Source organism: Actinomyces sp. SKVG-SVH-4(1) (assembly GCF_048514265.1).
GTDB classification, from domain to species: Bacteria; Actinomycetota; Actinomycetes; order Actinomycetales; family Actinomycetaceae; genus Actinomyces; species Actinomyces oris.
The window spans coordinates 19,293-38,632 of record NZ_JBGEVE010000011.1 but is presented as its reverse complement, the minus strand read 5'-3'; the positions used below and the strand labels follow the sequence as shown (position 1 = coordinate 38,632).

Below are 19,340 nucleotides of genomic sequence, written 5' to 3'. Positions count from 1 at the left end.
TCGTCCCCGAGCGATGAGTACGACGCGAAGGTCCCGCACACGTTCCGACGCGAAGAACAGAAGTCGGTCATGCTCCTGATCGCATGTGCCGATAGTCAGTGTTGGGCACGGAGCCGTGCAGCAGACTACTCGACTCCTTCACTTGGATTGGAATGCATCTGCCTCCGCATCGGCGCATGAGGATGACGGAGCAGACGATACAGCGGAGTCCTGACTGTGCTGACGCTATACCAACGCAATGCAGAGCATGTTTCACGTGAAACCGCGAGATCAACAGGGTACGCGGAGCGCTCCGTTTCAGAACGGCTGTCTGGATTACGTGCTGATCGATCAGAGGTCATGAAGGGTGTCGCGGGCCTGCCCATCGATCCGATGTGTGGGAGAGGCGGATTGGCCGCTCCAGATACCGGAGGCCATCGGTGTTGAGCTTGTTCGTCAGGCTTCATTGGCAGAGACAGGAACCTCCGGGGCCTTCGACACCCCTCCCCACCTACCCGGCAGGTAATCCTCGCTGGTTCGGCCACCCACTATCAGGGCAGGAGGGGCAGAGAACGGCGGTCGTCATCGACCACCAGTAACGCGCCACGCGGTACGGTGGCTAGCTCCAGGGTATGGAGCCGGGGCTGTCATACATGAGCGTGTTCCATCCGAAACCGATCTATTGGGACGCCGCTTGCTGGCTTGGAGTACCGCTACCCCGGGAATGGCTGTCCCTTATGGGAACCGTTGGGTGTCAGGCTGAGCCGGGCCGTACCCGCATAGGGGCCACCGTCTCAGTTGGCATCGGCACCCCTCTCCCGCCATGAAGCTGACGCCCGTCTGCGCAGGAATCGAACAAGGCCGCAGCCAACAGCAGGTTTCACGTGAAACAAATGGACGCAGTATCGGTAGTCGGTCGCGGGTGCCTTTGCCGGTCCTACGTGGCTCTGCGTCGACCTCGCTGGTGGCATTGCCCCATGCTGACGATGAGAGCCGATTCGTGTCCTGCTCGTCTGAAGCCGCCTACTCCCGCGTCTCCTTGTAGCAGCCGTGCGGCACGCCTCATCGCAACGCTGGGTAGACCGGATGCGCTACCGCGCTTCTGACGCGCCACACGGTCTCTCAACGGCACACGACGACATACTGAATGGGAGAAGGGCCCGTGCGCCGTGGACCTGGCTGAGACGTGCTGATTTGGTCAGTGGCACCGTTGACGTCTGGTTTCACGTGAAACATGATCGCGTTGCGTTGAGCGTGCGTGCTCCATCTCCCGATCGGCTAGCGCTTGGGTATGGGCAATGACGTCCATACCTGTGACCCGGTGGGCAGCATTGTTTGCCGTGCGTTGCACTTGAAGCACATCAACGAGGGCGGCAGCGCCTTGCGTTCAAAGCACGCCGTTCCCCGAACGAAGGAACCGTCAACCCCCTCATCAGCACGAGAAGCGGGAAGCTCATAAGCAGGTTTCACGTGAAACGCTGAGGATTCCAAATGTCCCGATGCTCTGTCCTGCCGTTACGATGCCAGCACTGATCGTTCTGACGGGATATTGAGGCCGGTCCGAGCAACGCCAGCCCCTGCCCTGTTCCGAGAGCAGCGTGTCTCGATGACCGTACGGCAGACGTGTCTCACCAGGCGATGACACACGCACACCGCATCCGGTTCCAGGTGAAACCGCAGGCCCTCCGGTTACTCGTGATGGCGCGCCGTCGAGAAGAAGATGCTGATGGTGATATCCGCTCCACGGTCCTACGGAACGTCACATGAATACAGCGGTGGCTCCACTCGATAGGAGTGGAGCCACCGTTTCACGTGAAACCGAGCCGGTGTTACGGATGAACCAGTGGATTCCTCGCCAACGCGTCATACAGGTCGTCCAAGGAGCCCTCAGCCTCTGCGGCAATGGGTAGCAGGGAGGTCTCCGTCATTCCCGGAATGACGTTGACGTCGATGAACCACGGAGTCCCCTTGTCATCGAGAATGAGGTCGGTGCGCGAGAGATTGCCCAGCCCGAGAGTGGTGTGAACCGTGATAGCCGTCTTCTTCACCTTCTCGATGACCGCCTCATCCAGCCGAGCCGGCACGAAGTACTCCGAACGGCCCGGGTTGTACCGTGCATCGAAGTCATACTGCCCGTCGGTGACGACCTCAACAGGGGGAAGTGCGCGTGGCCCCTCTCCTGTGTCGACGACGGAGACCGCCAGCTCCGTCCCGGCGATGTAGTGCTCGATGAGGGCGCGCTCGTCGTAGGCGAAGCACGCCACCATCGCGGAGCGCAGCTCGTCCGCCGTCGATGCGTAGGAAACACCAAGTCCGGAGCCCCCCTGATGCGGCTTCACCACGACAGGAAGTCCCAGATGACCCGCCACGACGGTGAGAACCTCCTGGGCCCCCAGCTGACTGAAATAGGACTGTGGAAGCGTCAATGAATCAGGAGTAATCACTCCGCCGGTGCGAACACTCGCCTTGGCGGTCGGTTTGAATGAGGCCCGCTGGCAGCCGTCGGAGTGCGTGCCGACATACGGCAGTCCGAGGGAGATGAGCACATTCTGAAGCCCCCCGTCCTCCCCGGGGCCGCCGTGAACCAAGGGCCACACGACGTCGGGTCCGAAGGTCTTGAGCGATCCAATGGTGCGTGCGTCGATGTCCAGGACGAGGACGGTGTGCCCGAGGTGCTTGAGTACCTGGGCGACGCGATGCCCTGAGCGCAAGGAGATGTCGCGCTCATGGCTCAATCCGCCGGCGAGGACAGCGATACGGAGTGGAGACTGGTTCATCGTCAACCTCAGATCTGGTCGGGTGCGGGCGCGTGGACGCCCTCGGACGGATGGGGACTGTGGGTGGGCCCGAACAGGCTCAGCAGCTCGAGATCGCGGGTCACGACGCCGGAGAGCCGGCGCACCCCTTCACGGATCTCGGCGGGCTCGGGGTAGCAGAACGACAGTCGCAGGTGGTCCTGCCCCGCCCTGCCGCCGGCGTAGAAGGCCGTCCCGGAGACGTAGGCGACCAGGCTCGTGACCGCGCGCGGCAGCATGTCCTTGGCGTCGAGACCCTCGGGAAGCCGCACCCACACGTAGAAGCCACCGTCGGGCACGTTCCAGTGGCACATGGGCAGGAACTCCTCCAGCGCCGAGACCATGGCGTCGCGCCGCTCCTGGTACATGGCCCGGAAGTCCACAATCTGCTGCTTCCAGTCGAACTGCTCCAGGTACATGGAGATCGAGAACTGACCCACCGACGACGGGCACAGGATCGCCGCCTCGGAGGCCAGCTTCATCTTCTCCCGCACGGCCGGCGGGGCCACCGCCCAGCCCACGCGGTAACCCGGGGCGAAGATCTTGGAGAAGGAACCCAGGTAGACGACGTCGTCGGGCGCGAGGGTCTTGAGTGCGGTGTGGGTCTGCCCCTCGAAGCCCAGGAGACCGTAGGGATTGTCCTCCACGATGAGGATGTGGTGGCGTCGGCAGATCTCAACGACCTGTCCACGGCGCTCCTCGGCGAGGGTCACTCCGGCGGGGTTATGGAAGTTGGGGAGGCAGTAGAAGAACTTGATACGGCGTCCTTCGCGTTCGAGGCGGACGATCGTCTCTTCCAGCGCCTCCGGGACGACGCCCCCGGCATCAATGGGCACCTGCTGCACATCGGCCTGGTAGGTCGCGAAGATCGACAGTGAGCCGACGTAGGTGGGTGCCTCGGTCAGCACGACATCGCCGGGGTCGACGAAGAGTTCGGTGATGATGTCGACGGCCTGCTGAGAGCCGGTGGTGACGATGACGTCCTCGGGATCGGCTCTGATCCCCTCCAGGGCCATGACCTCGGTGATCTGCTCGCGTAGCCGCGGCAGTCCCTGCCCGTTCCCGTACTGCAGCGCCCGGCCGCCGTCCTCCCGGATCATCCGCGCGGTGGCCTCGGCCAGACGCTCCAGCGGGAGGTCCTTGAGGTTGGGCATGCCGCCGGCCAGGGAGACGACCTCGGGTCGGGAGGCGACGGCGAACAGGGACCGCGTCTCCGAGGCACGCAGTCCGTGGGCTCGTGCCGCGTAGCTGTCCAGCCACTGGTCGAGTCGGTTGCCCTTCACCTGGTTACTGCTCTCACTCACCTGCGGTCCTTCCTTGGTCGCCACTGATGCGTCCGTGGCCCTAAGTCTGCCACGGACCCAGCCGTGCTCAGCAGTCGGCGGGGGCAAGAGTATTCCGCGGTGTTTCACGTGAAACACGCTCCTCACCTCATCGCTGGGACGGCGCGCGCGCCGGACAAGGACGCGCCGCGCATCGTGGGTGCGATGCGCGGCGCGGTGAGGTGTCAGTAGCCCTACGGGCCGACCTCGGTCAGCGGGTCAGGGCCCGCTCCTCGATGAGGGCGCGCAGAGGGGCCTCCTCGTTGTCGATCGTCTCGACCTTCTGGGGCCGGGCGAGCAGATCGGCGACGACGTCGGGGGTCTCCGGCTCGCTCCCGAGCGCCTCGGCCACCGTCTGCGGGAACTTCGCGGCCTTGGCGGTCTCCATGACGAGTGTGGGGAACCCGGTCTCCATGACGCGCAGAGCGACCGTGACGCCGTCGGCCGTGTGCGGGTCGATGAGCCGGCCGGAGCGCTCCTTGACGGTGCGGATGGCCTCCAGTCGGTCAGCGTGTGAGGACGTGCCGGCCACGAAGCCGAACTCCTCGCGCAGGCGCGGGAGCTGATCGCGCAGGTCGAGCGTGCCGGTGGTCTCCAGCTCCGCCCAGCGCTGCACGAAGACCTCGGGGCCCAGCAGCGCCCAGATGAAGCGCTCCAGGTTGGAGGCCTTGGAGATGTCCATGGACGGGCTGGAGGTGGCCAGGGTGTCCTCCGCGGAACGGGGCCGGTAGATGCCGGTGGTGAAGAACTCCTCGAGCACGTTGTTCTCATTGGTGGCCAGAATGAGGCGGCGGATCGGCACCCCCATGGACCGGGCCAGGAATCCGGCGTAGATGTTGCCGAAGTTGCCCGAGGGCACGCACACATCGATGCGGTAGCCGGCGCGGCACCCCTCCTCCACGGTGTCGGTGACCCGCAGCCAGGACCACACGTAGTAGACGGCCTGCGCGGCGATCCGGCCGATGTTGATGGAGTTGACGGCGCCCAGGTGATGAGCGGCCTTGAACTCCGCATCGTTGCTCAACGCCTTGACCAGCGCCTGGCAGTCGTCGAAGACACCGCGCACCGCGATGTTGTGGATGTTGGCGTCCTGGAGGGTGTACATCTGGGCGCGCTGCACCGGACTCATACGGCCGGCCGGCGAGAGCATGAAGACGCTGACGCCCTCCTGCCCCCTGAAGGCGTGCTCGGCCGCCGAACCGGTGTCGCCGGAGGTGGCGCCCAGGATGTTGAGCACCTGTCCGTGCTTGGCCAGGACATAGGGAATCGCCTGCCCCAGGAACTGCATGGCCAGGTCCTTGAAGGCCATCGTCGGTCCCTCGGACAGGCCCACGAGGGTCAGGCCGTCGGCGACCTCGTCAAGCCCGGTGACAGGGACGACCGGCTGGGGGAACCTCCCCTCTCCATAGGCGGCCCGGGTCAGCTCCGCGAGGTCCTCGCGGGGAATGTCGGTGGCGAACAGGCCGATGACTTCCGTGGCCAGGTCGGCGTAGCCCAAGGGCCGCCAGACCTCGATCTGCTCAGGGCTCAGGGCGGGCAGCCGGCTGGGAACCGCCAGGCCACCGTCGGGCGCCAGGCCCGCCACAAGAACGTCCGTGAACCCCGCTGCCGCCATCTGGCCACGGGTGGAGATGTACTGGGTGTGCTGCATGTGCCGCCTTCTTGCCGTGTCGCATGCCCTGGTGCCGCGTGCGAATCCGGTGCGATTCTACGGGGCCGTGACGGCGGGTGACAGGTGCGGTGTCAGATGCTGTGTCAGATGCTGTGTCAGATACGGCCTCGCTGAGGTGACGGCCCACCCAACGACGGAACCAGACATCAGACAACCGGTGGGACAGAACATCGGCCCCGCCGAGACACCCGCGAGGGGCAGCACGGCGAGGCCGATGCGTGAGAGTGAGAGAAAAGGACGGGGGCTCGGGCTCAGGCCAGGACCTTCTCCACCTCGGCCTTGAACGAGGTCTTGGGGCGCGAGCCGGCGAACTGGTGGAAGACCTCGCCGTCGCGCACCACCGCGAAGGTCGGGATGGAACGCACGCCGTAGGAGCGGGCCGTGGCCGGGTTGGCGTCCACGTCGACCTTGACGAACTTGACCTTGTCACCGAAGTCGGCGGCGACCTCGTCCACGATCGGCGCCATCTGGCGGCAGGGCCCGCACCACTCGGCCCAGAAGTCAATGACGACGGGCACCTCGGACTTAAGGACCTCCTCCTCGAAGGTGGCGTCGGTGACGGCGAGAGCCTGGGACATGATTGTTCTCCTCGAACGTTGTGAATGGGTGAGTCGGGATTGGAGCAGGACTGGCTTGTCGACGTCGGCGGAGCCTGCCAGCCCTGTGCTGAGTGGAGGCAGCCGGCCCTCAGGCCTGCAGAGTGGTCAGGTAGTGCTCGGCGTCCAGGGCCGCTCGGCAGCCGGATCCGGCCGCCGTGATCGCCTGCTGGTAGGTGGGGTCGGCGACGTCACCGCAGGCGAAGACCCCGGGGATGCGGGTGCGCTGAGAAGGCGCTTCGACCTTGATGTAGCCGGCCTCGTCGAGCTCGAGGACGTCGGTGACGAGCTCGCTGCGCGGCACCTGTCCAATGGCGACGAACAGACCCGTGGCCTCGAGCCGGCGGCGGTCCCCGGTGACGGTGTCCTCCAGGGTGACGCCGGTCAGCGAGTCCTCACCGTCGAGCTCGACGACTCGCGAGTTCCAGGCGAAGGAGATCTTCGGGTCCTCCTGGGCGCGCTTGGCCATGACGGCCGAGGCGCGCAGCTCGTCGCGGCGGTGGACCACCGTCACGGAGCGGGCGAAGCGGGTCAGGAAGGTGGCCTCCTCCATGGCCGAGTCCCCACCACCGACGACGACGATGTCCTGGTCCTTGAAGAAGAACCCGTCGCAGGTGGCGCAGTAGGACACGCCGTGGCCGGAGAGGCGCTCCTCCCCGTCGATGCCCAGGTGCCGGTACTCCGAGCCGGTGGAGATGATGACTGTGCGGGCCTCGTAGACGCCGTCAGAGGTGGTGATGCGCTTGACATCGCCCTCCAGCTCGAGGGCGGTGACGTCCTCGTAGCGGATGTCGGCACCGAAGCGCTCGGCCTGCTCCTGCATCTGGGTCATGAGCTCAGGGCCCATGATGCCCTCGACGAAGCCGGGGTAGTTCTCCACCTCGGTGGTGTTCATCAGGGCACCGCCGGCAGTCACCGAACCGGCCAGGATGACCGGATTGAGCTGGGCGCGGGCCGCGTAGATGGCGGCTGTGTAGCCGGCGGGACCGGAGCCGACGATGACGACGTCGTGAATCATGACTCTCCTGACGAGCGGATAGGGGGCCGCAGTGCGCGACTGCCTAAGGTAACTGGTAATCAGTGCAGTCTGTTCCCAGGGAAGATCTTATTTAATTGTGACTTCAGTCACTGTCGCCTTGTAGGGGAACTCGGTGGGATCACTGTTCTTGGGCAACTGGGTCACTCTGATGACGATGGTGTCGACCTCCTGGGGGTTGTCGACCTTGAGGGTGGTGGTTCCCGAGGTGAAGGGACCCTGGGCGAGGAGCGTGCCGCCGCCCGCGTTGCTGAGGTCCGTGGCTCGGACCTCGACCTGTCCGCCGTCGTTGGTGCCCTGCAAGTCGATCTCTGAGACCTTGGCCCGGCTCTTGAGCTTGATCTCGATGTCGATCGGCTGGAGCAGCTCTTGACTGCTGCTGTTGTGGGAGAACCAGGCGTGGCTCGTGTCCCCGTCAGCCAGGTACTGCTGGTTGTTGGCCGCCTGCGTACTCAGGTTGTTGACCACGTTGACACCGGCGATCTCGGGCTTGGCCTCAGCCGGCTGGGGCGCGGGCTGCTGTCCGCCCCCGCCGCCGTTCTCCTGGGCACTGGCCGAGGGGACGGTGTCAGCGGCCGCGCGGTCCTTGTCCGCGAAGGGGATGCCGATCGTCTGGTACACGATGTAGCTGGCCACCACGAGCAAGACGATGACCATGAGGAAGAAGGTGACCAGGACCGAGCTGGTCGTGCGCTGCTCGCGGCGAGCGGCCTCGGGGTCGACCTCCTCATCCTCGTCGTCATCGAAGGCCGGGAAGCTGCCGGTGAAGGGCTCGGCCGGGACCGGGGCCGGCCCGGGAACAGTCTCGGAGGCGGTCGACAGGACGTTCGGGATCGGGTTCGTCGGTCCGGTGACCTGGACGTAGACGTCGTCGGTGGACTGATTCTGCGCGGCCGCCGACTCGGGCTGCTGCGGATCAGGGGCCTGCGTGACCGGTGCTGTGGCAGTCGAGGCCGCCTCGATGACGGAGGTTTGCTCGGCAGGCGCGTCGGAGGCGGTGGGCTCGACGGACGGTGCCGGTTCCGGCTGAACTGGTGCGGGTGCCGTCTGGCCCGCCGGTGCGCTGACCGTGGTGCTCTTGCCCGCACCGCTGCGCCGCAGCCGGTCCAGGACTCCGCGCGCCGCGTTGGCGACACCGGCTCCCGCGGCACTGACGGCGGCCGAGGCACCTGCGGCACCGCCACCAGTGGCGCCGCCGCTCGACGAGGGGTGCTGGGACGAGGGGCGCTGCGCCGGCCCGGAGTCGTGGTAGCCGGCCACCTGGTCCCAGGTGCCCAGTGAGCGCGCCACCTCAGCAGCGGAAATGGGGGGCTGGCTGCTCCAGGTGCGTTCGCACAGATCATCCAGGATCGGGTCGATTCCCGGCACGAGCGTGGAGGGCTTGACCGGGACGCCGCCCAGTCGAGGTGCGGAGGGAATACCGGGGCGCTTGCCCGGCCACCGGCCGGTCAGACCGTAGTAGAGGATCTCCACCAGGGAGCGGGCGTCGGCACGGTCGGCGGCCGATGGGTCATGGCCGGCGACCCGGCTCTCCAGATCGAGGGCTGCGGCCTCAATGCCCAGGCCACTGACCTTCACCGTTCCGTCGGGAAGAACGCGGATGGACTCCGGCGACAGGTTGAGGTGGTGCAGTCCCCGGCGAGCACCGGCGTCGAGCGCCTGCGCGGTCTCGCCGATGATGGCGCGCGCCTGCGCCGGGGGCATGCCCCGGGAGACCAATGAGGAGAAGGTGCGTCCGGTCAGCGGCTCGGTGACGATGACGGAGGGCTCGGCGCGCTCGACGTCATAGACCTGCTGGAGACGCTGGTCCTCGACCAGCACCGCCCTGCTGGCCGACTCCAGGACGTTGTCGCGATGAAGCGTCGCGTCGGTGAGAACCAGGATCGTGACGTCTCGATCCAGGATCGTGTCGACGCCACGGTGCCTGACAATACGCGGCAGGGTGGTGGACAGCGTTCCCAGGAGCCCGTAGCGACCACTGCCGATCGGCGTCGCCTCCGACATGCGTCTCCTTCCTTGGGATGGTTGTCCCTCTGAACCAGTTGACCCCATCGTAACTGTCCGCGGGCTCCAGACCGGGGTGATGTGGCCGGTGTGGGCAGAGCTGTGTGACGGGTGGGCGGCGGAGCGTCCTGTGGCCCCCCGCGACGGGGGAATACTGGCCGGCAGCGACGGCGGGATACTCCCGGGTGCGTTGGCTGGTACCTGCCCCGGGGTGGGCCAGTGGTGGGAGGAGCCGGCTGCGGCATCGGCGCTCGGGGGCGGAGGTGCGGCCGCGGCCTGCGAGGGTGCCGGGGGCGGCGGTGCGAGACGCTGGACGGGCTGCCCGTTGTGAGGGTGGCCCGCCACGGCCTGAGAGGGGTGGCCGCCCGCGGGCTGAGACCCCATTTGACCCGGCTGTCCCCAGGAGTGGGCCTGGGCCTGAGCAGGCGGCGGCGGTGCGGGCGGAATCGCTTGAGCACCCCCGGAGGTGTAGCCAACAGCACCATGCGCCGTCGTCCCCGTTGAAAGACCGGAGGGGCCTGAGGCCGCCTGAGCCGGTGGCGGCGGGGGTGCAGGCGTCTGGACGGCCGCCATCTGAGCGGTTGCCTGGGTCTGCGGCTGCGCCGGTGACAACCAGGCCGCAGCCGCCAGGACCGCTCGCCCGGGGGCGCCGGGCAGACGCTGACCGAGCGTGGACAGGATCCGCGAGAAGGGCCGGAAGGCGACTGTGATCTCCTCGATCCGGACAATGCGCCCCATCAGCAGGTAGATGAGTGACATGACGGTGGCGACCACGGCGATGTGTCCGAGTGCCGCGGTCATGTTGGCCAGGGAGGAGTCGGCGTCGATGTCACCGAGCATCGTGTTGAGCAGGATCCCGACGACGACCGCGGGCGCCACCGCCATGATGAGACGCAGGTGGGTGGTGACGATCTTGCGGCCGTCGAGGCTGGGCAGGTGGGAGCGCATCATGGGGATGACCACCACGCAGCCCCCGATCTGGCTGATCGTGTTGGCCGCGCCGGCCCAGGTCATCCAGTGGTTGGCCGGGGCGACGAAGTAGGCCAGGACGCACAGGATCACGGGGATGACGCCGACGACGACGTCGGCCAGCAGCAGCCGCTTGGTATCGGAGTAGGCCAGCATCACCCGCTGGGTCCCGAACCAGATCCCCTGCGGGACGATGCCCAGTGCCAGAGCGATGAGCATGGGGGCGCTGGCCTGGGCCTCGGGCAGGGAGATCGAGGGGGTGAAGAGCTGCAGGGCCGGGACGGCCAGGACGCAGATGCCCGCGGTGGCCAGCACCGTGAAGACGCCCGCCGAGCGCAGCCCCAAGGAGAGGTCCTCGCGCACGCCGGCCGCGTCCCCGGCCGCGGCCTTCTCACTCATCCGGGTGAACAGGGCCGTGATGATGGAGGTGACCACGAGTGACTGGGGCAGCATGTACACCAGGTAGGCGTTGAGCCACATGGTCGTGGAGGGCACGATGACGTTCGCGTACTCGGGCTGCTCGGAGGCCGTGACCGCGTAGGAGCCCAGGTTGGAGGTGATCCAGTTGCTCAGGCTGGCCACGCCCACCCCGGCCAGCGCCCACAGGGCCACCTTGACGGTCTTGCCCAGCCCCAGGCCCCGCACCCCGAAGATGATGCGCGGCCGGAACCCGGAGCGCACCAGGGGGATGTAGAGGATCAGCGCCTGGACCGCGATGCCCAGGGTCGTCGTCGCCCCGATGAGGGTGATCCGGCCCCAGTCCCAGACCTCTGCGCCTTCACCGGTGGTGTAGCGGCCGTAGATATGGAGGTAGAACAGGATCGAGGCGATCGAGATGATGTTGTTGAGCACCGGCGACCACATGTAGGGCCCGAAGCTCGAGCGGGCGTTGAGCACCTGCCCCCACAGGGCGTACAGGCCGTAGAAGAAGACCTGCGGCATGAACCAGAACGCGAAGGCGAAGGACAGCGCTCGCCACTGCCCCTGGGCCAAGGAGTTGGCGTTGAGGGTGAAGATGAGGGGCGCGGCCGCGGTCGCGATGCACGTGACCACCAGCATGAGCGTGGCCGCGGCGGTCAGGAGGCGGTTGACGACCTCCTCGCCGTTGCGCCGTCGCAGCGCCTGAACGATCTGCGGCACCAGGATCGCGTTGAGGATCCCGCCGATCATCATGTTGTACAGGTAGGTGGGCAGGTTGTTGGCCGTGTTGAAGGCGTCGGCGGCCCCCGACCCGGTGGCGCCCAGCGCCATGACGATCAGGGCGTTGCGCACCATGCCCAGAATGCGGGAGACCAGGGTCCCCGAGGCCATGATGGCCGAGGAGCGCGCCAGGGAGGCCTGGCTGCGCCCCTGGGAGGAGGATCGCCCGATCCGTACACGCTTGATGATGCTCATGCCGTCTCCTGTGCAGCCGGGGCCACAGCGGTGCGGCGGCCTCGTCGTACTGTCCTCACCGTACCGGTCACCACGATGGCGACCAGGACCCCGACGATGACTCCGGTACCGCGTCCCTCCCAGTCGGCGCGTACGCGCATGTTGACGGTGGTGGGGGTGCCCACGGTGGCGCCGTCGGCGGCGAGCACCTGCACCGTCAGGGCGACGTCGCCGGAGCCGACGGCCTGGATCGGCACTGTGACCTTGGCCTGCTGGTGGGCCGGGACCCGCACGGTGGTGGTGCGCGGGACCCGGAGTCGCTTGTTGTTCGAGACCAGGTAGACCTGAACCGTCACGTCCTGGTTCAGGGAGGAGGTGATGCGCACCGGCAGCTGGGCCTCGGAGCTGATGACGTTGATGGTCGACGACGGCACCGCGGCCAGCGAGGAGGTGACGCCGGCGCCGGCCGCCTCGGCATAGGGGATCTGGGCATTGCGGGTCTTGGGGTCGGAGCGCCAGGACGCTGAGGAGACCACCGCCTCCAGGCTGGTGTAGTCGCCCAGGAGGGCGGCCGGCTCGGAAAGCACTGAGGAGATCGACTGCAGGGTCGCGGCGGTACGGCCGGCGGCGGCGAGGGTGTCGGCGGACAGCTCGTCGACGTCGATCACCGTCTCCGGCATCTCGGAGCGATCGATCCGAGAGGTGCCCTCAGCCACGGCCGAGACCTCCTGTTGGGCGCGCTCCTGGAGGGCGGACAGAGGCTGGGACTGGGTCCAGGGGACTGAGCGCAGGGCGGCCACCCGCTCGCGCACGACCGATGACTGCACGGCGGAGGCGGCCCGGCGGGGCATCGCCACGACGATGTCCCGCTCCAGCGCCGGGGCCTGGCGGGCCAGGATGGCACTGTCGCTGCGCAGCAGCTGGCGGGTGTCGAGCGCGGTGGCCTGGGCGCTCTGGGTGGTCGGGGTGCCCTGATCGGAGGCAGTGGGTTTGGCGTCCTCACCGGTGAGCGCCCCCGACAGGGACTGCTCCGGGATCAGGATCGCGTGGTCCCCGGAGGCGCCCAGACCGGAGGGGGTGTAGGTGAGATCGTCGGGCGGAGGCAAGGACTCCGGTGAGGCGATGATGGTCGAATCCGGCTGCGCCAGCGCATTGACGGTGGTGGTGTCCGCGACGCTGGAGGCCAACCAGGACACCGATGTCGGGGCCCCCACCTTGACGATGGCCGACTCCTGGGTGCGCCGTGCGGCGGTCTCGATGAGGCTCGTCTGCTGCAGGTGCGCCAGGGCCGCGGTGTCGGAGTCGCCCCACGGCAGAGCCACGAGGCTGTCGGTGTGGATGGCCCGCGCGAGAGCCGCGGAGAGCTGGATGACCTCGTTGGAGACTTGAGACGTCTTCTTGTCCGACGGCGACGTTGCGGTGCCCCCCGCCTGCGGGGACGGGGCGGCGCTCGCCGAGGGGGCCGGCGTCGACGGCGTGGTCGGGGCCGACGACGCGGAGGAGTCGGCGCTCTGGGGCGCCTGAGGGGAGGCGTCCGGCGTGGAGGGCTGGGAGCTGCTGTTGCGGGCGGCCTGCTCGAGGCTGGCCGTGGTGACACCGAGGGCCTCGATCAGTGCCGGGTCGACGGCGACCACGACGCCGTCGCCGGCCATGCTCACCAGGCCCAGGACCCGGTTGTGGATGCGACTGAGGGCCTCCGTGCGCTCCTGGGTATGCGGGGCGGACAGCACCGCCATCTCCTGAGCGGAGGCGGTCACCGGCAGGAAGACGGTCATGCGCACCGGCGCGACGGAGGTGCCGCTGTCCCACACGAGGATGCTGCGGTCCTGGGCCAGGGAGACGTCCTGGGTCGCCAGGGTGACGGAGACGCCGCGCGGCCCCCACTGGTCAGTGCTGACCAGCGGCAGCTCGTCGGCGGGAATGGTGATGGAGAACTGGGAGACGCCCCCCGGCTGGAGGTCGTGACCCAGTGGGACCGTGAAGGGATCGGACAGTCCCGACTCGTCGGTCCCGGTCAGCCACTTGCTCAGGCCCCGACTCGTGGCCTCCGTGGATCGCTGCACCCGCGTCACCAGGTCCGCCCCGGTGATGGTCTGAGCGGTTCCGTTGGTGATGGTGCCGGTCAGGTTGAGGTCCTGGTCGCTGTGGAGCACCTCGGGGGCCATGGCGTCGATGCTCACGGTCACCTGGTTGGTGGTCTTGTCCTTCTCCGCCGGGGCGGATGGGGCGGCCGTCGTCGAGGCCGACGTCGTGGACGGGGTCGCCGGGGCGGCCGGGGCAATCTCAGCGGAGAGCCTGGCGGACTGCGCGAGCGGGAGTGTGCCGGAGCCCTGGTCCGCCTCGGCCACGGGCAGGGCGGCCACCGGCCACAGCACCAGGCCGGCCACCCCCAGTAGGGCGGCAATGGTCACCATCGCCCTGCTCCGCAGCCGGGAGCCCAGCGTGGTGACCACCTTCGCGTACACAGAGGCGGCGGTGCCCGTCATCCATCCCCCACCAGGATGTCCCAGGCCGCGGCCACGATACGGCGCTCGTTGGGGTAGGCCAGGCGATGGGAGACGTCGTCGAGGGCGACCCACTCGACGTCCTCGGCCTCATGGTCCGGGTCGTTCTCCGTGGTCAGCGTGCCGCTGACCGCCTCCAGCAGGAAGTGGTGCACCACCTTGTGGACGCGGTGCTCGTGGCCGGCGAACCAGTAGTCGATGGTCGCCAGGTGGCGAAGAACCCGACCGGTGATCCCGGTCTCCTCCATGATCTCGCGGACCGCGGCCTGCTCGGGGGTCTCGGCGCCCTCCAGGTGCCCCTTGGGCAGGCACCACTCCAGGCGCCCGCCCCGGTTGCGCCGGGCGATGACCGCGGTGAAGGCCTGCCCGTTCTGAACGTCGACGACCAGGCCGCCGGCACTGGTCTCATTGACGATGGGCAGGGCGCGTGCACTCGCCCGGTGGGCCGGGTTTCCGGCGCGGGGCGTGCGAGTGCGTGGAGAGGGCATGGGGACACTCTAGGGCGTCCGGGCCGCCGGGCGCCGCTGGCCGAGTACGTCGTCGCACACAACTGCGCCATCCGCAGACGGACGTGAGGGGGCGACGGCGGTCGGTGGCGGCCGTGGCCGGGGTGCGGGATGGTCCTCACCACAGGGCGGCGGAGGCCGAGGACGACGGCGCACCGGTGAGGGTTCATGGCAGGCTTGGGCCGATGACTGCGCACCCCGCTCCCGCTGACCCTGCCGACTCCCCGGAAGCCGCTGAGAACCGCGGCCTGACGCCCAAGGCCCGTCAGGCACTCGAGGGCCTGCCCCCCGCCCTGGCGGCCCTGGGCCACGCCTTCGTGCGCGCCGGGCACGAGATCGCCCTGGTCGGCGGGCCGGTGCGGGACGCCTTCCTCGGCGTCGCCCCCCACGACCTGGACCTGACCACCTCGGCCCGCCCCGAGCAGACCGAGAAGATCCTGGCCGCCTGGGGCGAGACCACCTGGGACGTGGGCCGGGCCTTCGGCACCATTGGCGCGCGCAAGGGATCCACCATCGTGGAGGTCACCACCTACCGTACCGAGGCCTACGAGGTCGGCTCGCGCAAGCCCCAGGTGACCTACGGTGACACCCTCACCGGGGACCTCACCCGCCGCGACTTCACCGTCAACGCCATGGCGCTGCGCCTGCCCGACCTCGAGCTCGTCGACCCCTGCGGCGGCCTGGCCGACCTGAACGCCGGCGTCCTGCGCACCCCCGTCAGTGCCGAGCAGTCCTTCGACGACGACCCCCTGCGCATCATGCGGGCCGCCCGCTTCGCCGCCCAGCTCGGCTTCGACGTCGAGATGGACGTCATGACCGCCATGGAGGAGATGGCCCCCCGCCTGGAGATCGTCTCCGCCGAGCGCGTGCGCGCCGAGCTCGAGCGCCTGCTCATCAGCCCCTGGCCCCGGCGCGGACTGGAGCTCATGGTCCACACCGGCGTGGCCGACGTCGTCCTGCCCGAGCTGAGCGCCCTGCGCGAGACCGTCGACGAGCACAAGCGCCACAAGGACGTCTACGAGCACACCCTGACCGTCCTGGACCAGGCCATCGACCTGGAGACCGGGCCCGACGGGCCCGTCCCCGGCCCCGACCTGGTGCTGCGCCTGGCCGCCATCCTCCACGACATCGGCAAGCCCGCCACCCGCCGCTTCCTGCCCGACGGCACCGTCACCTTCCACGGCCACGACCACGTCGGCGCCCGGATGACGGCCAAGCGGCTGCGGGCCCTGCGCTTCGACAAGCAGACCATCAAGGACGTCTCCCGGCTGGTCGAGCTCCACCTGCGCTTCCACGGCTACGTCGACGCCGCCTGGTCGGACTCGGCCGTGCGCCGTTACGCCACCGACGCCGGCCCCCTGCTGGAGCGCCTCCACCGGCTCACCCGGGCCGACGTCACCACCCGCAACCGCCGCAAGGCCGCCATGCTGGACCGCGCCTACGACGACCTCGAGGAGCGCATCGAGGCCCTGCGCGCCGCCGAGGAGCTGGCCGCCATCCGCCCCGACCTCGACGGCGGCCAGATCATGGTCGAGCTCGGCGTGGCCCCCGGGCCGGTCGTCGGCGAGGCCTACCGTTTCCTCATGGACCTGCGCATGGAGAAGGGGCCCATCGGCGAGGACCTGGCCCGCCAGGCACTGCGCTCCTGGTGGGCGGCCCGCCAGAAGAGCTGAGGGAGACAGGGTGCTTGAAGCCTCAAGGGAGCTGCGGGTCGGTGTCGTCGGCATCGGGGCCCGCTGCTACCTGGCCGCGCTCGCGGACTCCTCACCGGTGTCGGCCCGCCTCGTCGCCGCGGCCGACACCGCCCCCGACGCCGTCGAGCGCGCCCGGCGGCTCCTGCCCGAGGGCGTGGCGGTCGTGGCCGACCACCGCGACCTGCTGGGGCACGGGATCGACGCCGTCGTCCTGACCACCCCCGACGACACGCACGAGGAGCTGGCCTGCTTCTTCCTCGAGGCCGGCATCCCGGTCTACCTGGAAAAGCCCCTGGCCATCACCATCGAGGCCGCCGACCACATCCTTGAGACCGCCCGGCGCACCGGCACCCGCCTCTACGTGGGCCACAACATGCGCCACATGGAGGTGGTGCGGCTGCTGAAGTCGATCATCGACTCCGGGCGGATCGGCGAGGTCAAGGCCATCTGGTGCCGCCACTTCGTGGGCAACGGCGGCGACTACTACTTCCGCGACTGGCACGCCGAGCGCCGCCACGTCACCGGCCTGCTGCTGCAGAAGGCCGCCCACGACATCGACGTCATGAGCTGGCTGGCTCACTCCGCGCCCGCCCGCGTCGTCGGCATGGGTGGACTCATGGTCTACGGGGAGGCCGAGCGGCGCCCGGCCGGGACGAGCGCCGGCACCGTCATGCAGGACTGGTTCAGCCTCGAGCACTGGCCCGCCGACGAGGTGGACGGGCTCAACCCCGTCATCGACGTCGAGGACCACTCCATGCTCATGATGACCATGCGCAACGGGGCCATGACCTCCTACCAGCAGTGCCACTTCACCCCCGACTACTGGCGCAGCTACACGGTCATCGGCACCCGCGGCCGGGCCGAGAACCTCGGTGACGGGGCCGGCGACGTCGTCAAGGTGTGGACCGAGCGCACCGAGCACTACGCCGAGCGCGCCACCCAGGAGTACGTCATCGCCGAGGAGGGCACCGGGCACGACAGCGCCGACCAGCTCGCCATCGACGAGTTCCTGCGCTTCGTGCGCGACGGCGGGGCCACCGAGGTCTCCCCGGTCAGTGCGCGCGACGCCGTCGCAGCGGGGGTGCTGGCCACCCGGTCCCTGCGCTCGGGCTCCGTGCCCTTCGACGTGCCCGAGCTCGACGCGGAGCTGGCGGACTACTTCCACCGTGGGCAGCACAATCCTCACTGATCAACGGAAATCTCATCAACGACGCGGCTCCGCGTCATCTGTGAAGAAAATGTCGGTCTGTACGGTCGGTAGCACGTACAGTGCGAGCCGGCGGTGCCGGTGCCTCGCGGGGGACCCGAGCCGCGGGCAGGACAGGCCGGAGCCGAGGAGAGCGCATGATTCACCACATCACCCTGACCGGGCGGAGCATCGCCCTGGCCTGCGACGGCACGGTGACCACCCAGCACGGGGCCGGCGGCGCCACCGGTGCGGTCTATGTCGAGGCCTCCCACCTGACCCTCCTGCATGACATGCGCGACGGCGAGTTCTACCGCACCGGCCAGAACTCCTGGTCGCCGTCGGGCTGGCGCCGCCTGAGCGAGGCGCCCATGCGCATCGCCGACGAGCAGCGCCGTCGGACCGCCGACGACGCCCCCTGGGATGACCCGGCCCGCCACCACTCGGCCTGGATGGCGGTCCTGGAGGACTCCGCCGGGGCTCTGCTCGTCGGCTGCCTGGACGGGCGCACGCCGCGGCTGCGCGCCGACACCGCGGTCCTGGAGGCCTTCACCGAGTCCGGTGACCCGGCGCGCTGGGTGATCCTGCCCGGCCCGGCCACCGCCGTCATGGCCCGCTACGCGCGCGAGCTCGGCGAGAGCCTGGGTGGCCGGGCGATCGAGCCGCAGAGCGTCTGGTGCTCCTGGTACTCCTACTACGAGGGCATCTCGCAGGAGGCCCTCGAGCGCGAAATCCCGCAGGTCGCCGAGCTCGGCTTCAAGACGCTGCAGATCGACGACGGCTGGGAGGTCGCGGTCGGCGACTGGGAGGCCGGCGAGAGCTTCGGCGACGGCATGGAGGCCGCCGCGACCCGGATCCGGGAGGCCGGCATGCAGCCGGGCCTGTGGGTGGCGCCCTTCATCGCCCTGCCCGGCTCACGGGCCGTGCGCGACTACCCGGAGATGTTCGTCCACAACGCCGACGGCGGACTGGCCGTGGCCGGCTCCAACTGGGGCGGCGACTACTACGCGCTGGACACGACCCACCCCACCGCCCAGACCTACGTGCGCAAGCTCATCGCCAAGATCGTCCACCGGTGGGGCTTCAGCTACCTCAAGCTCGACTTCATCAACGCCGCCGCCATCCCCGGCTACCGGCACCGCCAGATCGACCGGGAGGAGGCCTACCGCACCGGGCTGCGCCTCGTGCGCGACACCGCCGGGGAGGAGACCTTCCTCCTGGGCTCCGGGGCGCTCATCATGCCCTCCATCGGGCTGCTCGACGCGGTGCGGGTGGGGCCGGACGTGGCCCCCATGTGGGAGAACTACGCCTCCGACGACCTGTCCGACGCCAAGGCCTACAACGCCCTGCACGCCGGCATCAACCGGCTCTGGCTGGGGCGGGTCATCGGGGTCGACCCCGACGTCGTCTTCTTCCGTCACCGCCGCAACCTCCTGGACGACACCCAGATGCAGTGGCTGCGCGACGTGGCCGAGGCCAGCCGCTACCGGTGCCTGTCGGACCAGATGACCTGGCTCGATGAGGAGGAGAAGGAGGCCGTGCGCGCCTTCCTGGCCACCGAGGACGAGCCCCTGGAGATCCTGGGCCGCTACCGCTTCAGCCTGGGTGAGCGCGAGATCGACCTCACCGAGGCCATCGAGGGGGCGTCGTCGGCCTACCCCCTGTGAGGCGGGGCTGGGACGACGTCGGGGCCGGGAGTCGGC

Annotated in this window: 11 protein-coding genes; 3 read left to right on the top strand and 8 right to left on the bottom strand. The window is 68.8% G+C overall.

The genetic code is table 11. From position 1 onward, the window contains the following. Positions 1 to 1,808: 1,808 nt before the first annotated feature. The 8 genes from AB7V09_RS09795 to AB7V09_RS09760 form a co-directional block, all read right to left on the bottom strand. Positions 1,809 to 2,756, bottom strand: coding sequence for a D-alanine--D-alanine ligase family protein (locus AB7V09_RS09795; protein ID WP_419143633.1), 948 nt, complete (start codon positions 2,754 to 2,756; stop codon positions 1,809 to 1,811). An 8-nt stretch (positions 2,757 to 2,764) separates the two neighbouring features. Continuing rightward, the gene (locus AB7V09_RS09790; protein ID WP_419143632.1) at positions 2,765 to 4,078 is read right to left on the bottom strand and encodes a PLP-dependent aminotransferase family protein; all 1,314 of its coding nucleotides are present in this window, start codon (positions 4,076 to 4,078) and stop codon (positions 2,765 to 2,767) included. A 229-nt stretch (positions 4,079 to 4,307) separates the two neighbouring features. Continuing rightward, positions 4,308 to 5,747, bottom strand: a complete 1,440-nt coding sequence (gene thrC, locus AB7V09_RS09785; RefSeq protein ID WP_419143631.1) for a threonine synthase — start codon at positions 5,745 to 5,747, stop codon at positions 4,308 to 4,310. Positions 5,748 to 6,019: 272 nt separating this feature from the next. After that, complete coding sequence (trxA, locus tag AB7V09_RS09780) at positions 6,020 to 6,346, bottom strand: thioredoxin (RefSeq protein ID WP_419143630.1); 327 nt, start codon at positions 6,344 to 6,346, stop codon at positions 6,020 to 6,022. Positions 6,347 to 6,455: 109 nt separating this feature from the next. Then, positions 6,456 to 7,382: a thioredoxin-disulfide reductase gene (trxB, locus tag AB7V09_RS09775; RefSeq protein WP_075253662.1), complete on the bottom strand. Its 927-nt coding sequence runs from the start codon at positions 7,380 to 7,382 to the stop codon at positions 6,456 to 6,458. Between the two features lie 87 nt (positions 7,383 to 7,469). Further along, positions 7,470 to 11,768, bottom strand: a complete 4,299-nt coding sequence (locus AB7V09_RS09770) for a lipid II flippase MurJ (RefSeq protein ID WP_419143629.1) — start codon at positions 11,766 to 11,768, stop codon at positions 7,470 to 7,472. After that, positions 11,765 to 14,233 carry a DUF6049 family protein gene (locus tag AB7V09_RS09765; protein ID WP_419143628.1) on the bottom strand — a complete coding sequence of 823 codons (2,469 nt, stop codon included), beginning with the start codon at positions 14,231 to 14,233 and terminating at the stop codon, positions 11,765 to 11,767. Before AB7V09_RS09765 ends, AB7V09_RS09770 begins: the two co-directional genes overlap by 4 nt. Beyond that, positions 14,230 to 14,739, bottom strand: coding sequence for an NUDIX hydrolase (locus AB7V09_RS09760; protein ID WP_003788538.1), 510 nt, complete (start codon positions 14,737 to 14,739; stop codon positions 14,230 to 14,232). The genes AB7V09_RS09765 and AB7V09_RS09760 overlap by 4 nt, the downstream gene beginning before the upstream one ends. A gap of 203 nt (positions 14,740 to 14,942) precedes the next feature. Here AB7V09_RS09760 and AB7V09_RS09755 point away from each other — a divergent pair, with 203 nt between their 5' ends. The 3 genes from AB7V09_RS09755 (at position 14,943) to AB7V09_RS09745 (ending at position 19,304) form a co-directional block, all read left to right on the top strand. Continuing rightward, positions 14,943 to 16,430 carry a CCA tRNA nucleotidyltransferase gene (locus AB7V09_RS09755; protein ID WP_419143627.1) on the top strand — a complete coding sequence of 496 codons (1,488 nt, stop codon included), beginning with the start codon at positions 14,943 to 14,945 and terminating at the stop codon, positions 16,428 to 16,430. Positions 16,431 to 16,440: 10 nt separating this feature from the next. Continuing rightward, the gene (locus AB7V09_RS09750; RefSeq protein ID WP_419143626.1) at positions 16,441 to 17,640 is read left to right on the top strand and encodes a Gfo/Idh/MocA family protein; all 1,200 of its coding nucleotides are present in this window, start codon (positions 16,441 to 16,443) and stop codon (positions 17,638 to 17,640) included. 155 nt (positions 17,641 to 17,795) lie between these two features. Further along, entirely contained in the window at positions 17,796 to 19,304 is a 1,509-nt protein-coding gene (locus tag AB7V09_RS09745) for a glycoside hydrolase family 36 protein (protein WP_419143625.1), read from the top strand. The last annotated feature ends 36 nt before the right edge of the window (positions 19,305 to 19,340 follow it).

Bases quoted from the DNA above. Each gene is read 5' to 3' on its own strand.
- AB7V09_RS09795 (WP_419143633.1), bottom strand. From the start codon at position 2,756: ATGAACCAGTCTCCACTCCGTATCGCTGTCCTCGCCGGCGGATTGAGC.
- thrC (WP_419143631.1), bottom strand. From the start codon at position 5,747: ATGCAGCACACCCAGTACATCTCCACCCGTGGCCAGATGGCGGCAGCG.
- trxA (WP_419143630.1), bottom strand. From the start codon at position 6,346: ATGTCCCAGGCTCTCGCCGTCACCGACGCCACCTTCGAGGAGGAGGTC.
- trxB (WP_075253662.1), bottom strand. From the start codon at position 7,382: ATGATTCACGACGTCGTCATCGTCGGCTCCGGTCCCGCCGGCTACACA.
- AB7V09_RS09770 (WP_419143629.1), bottom strand. From the start codon at position 11,768: ATGAGCATCATCAAGCGTGTACGGATCGGGCGATCCTCCTCCCAGGGG.
- AB7V09_RS09765 (WP_419143628.1), bottom strand. From the start codon at position 14,233: ATGACGGGCACCGCCGCCTCTGTGTACGCGAAGGTGGTCACCACGCTG.
- AB7V09_RS09760 (WP_003788538.1), bottom strand. From the start codon at position 14,739: ATGCCCTCTCCACGCACTCGCACGCCCCGCGCCGGAAACCCGGCCCAC.
- AB7V09_RS09755 (WP_419143627.1), top strand. From the start codon at position 14,943: ATGACTGCGCACCCCGCTCCCGCTGACCCTGCCGACTCCCCGGAAGCC.
- AB7V09_RS09745 (WP_419143625.1), top strand. From the start codon at position 17,796: ATGATTCACCACATCACCCTGACCGGGCGGAGCATCGCCCTGGCCTGC.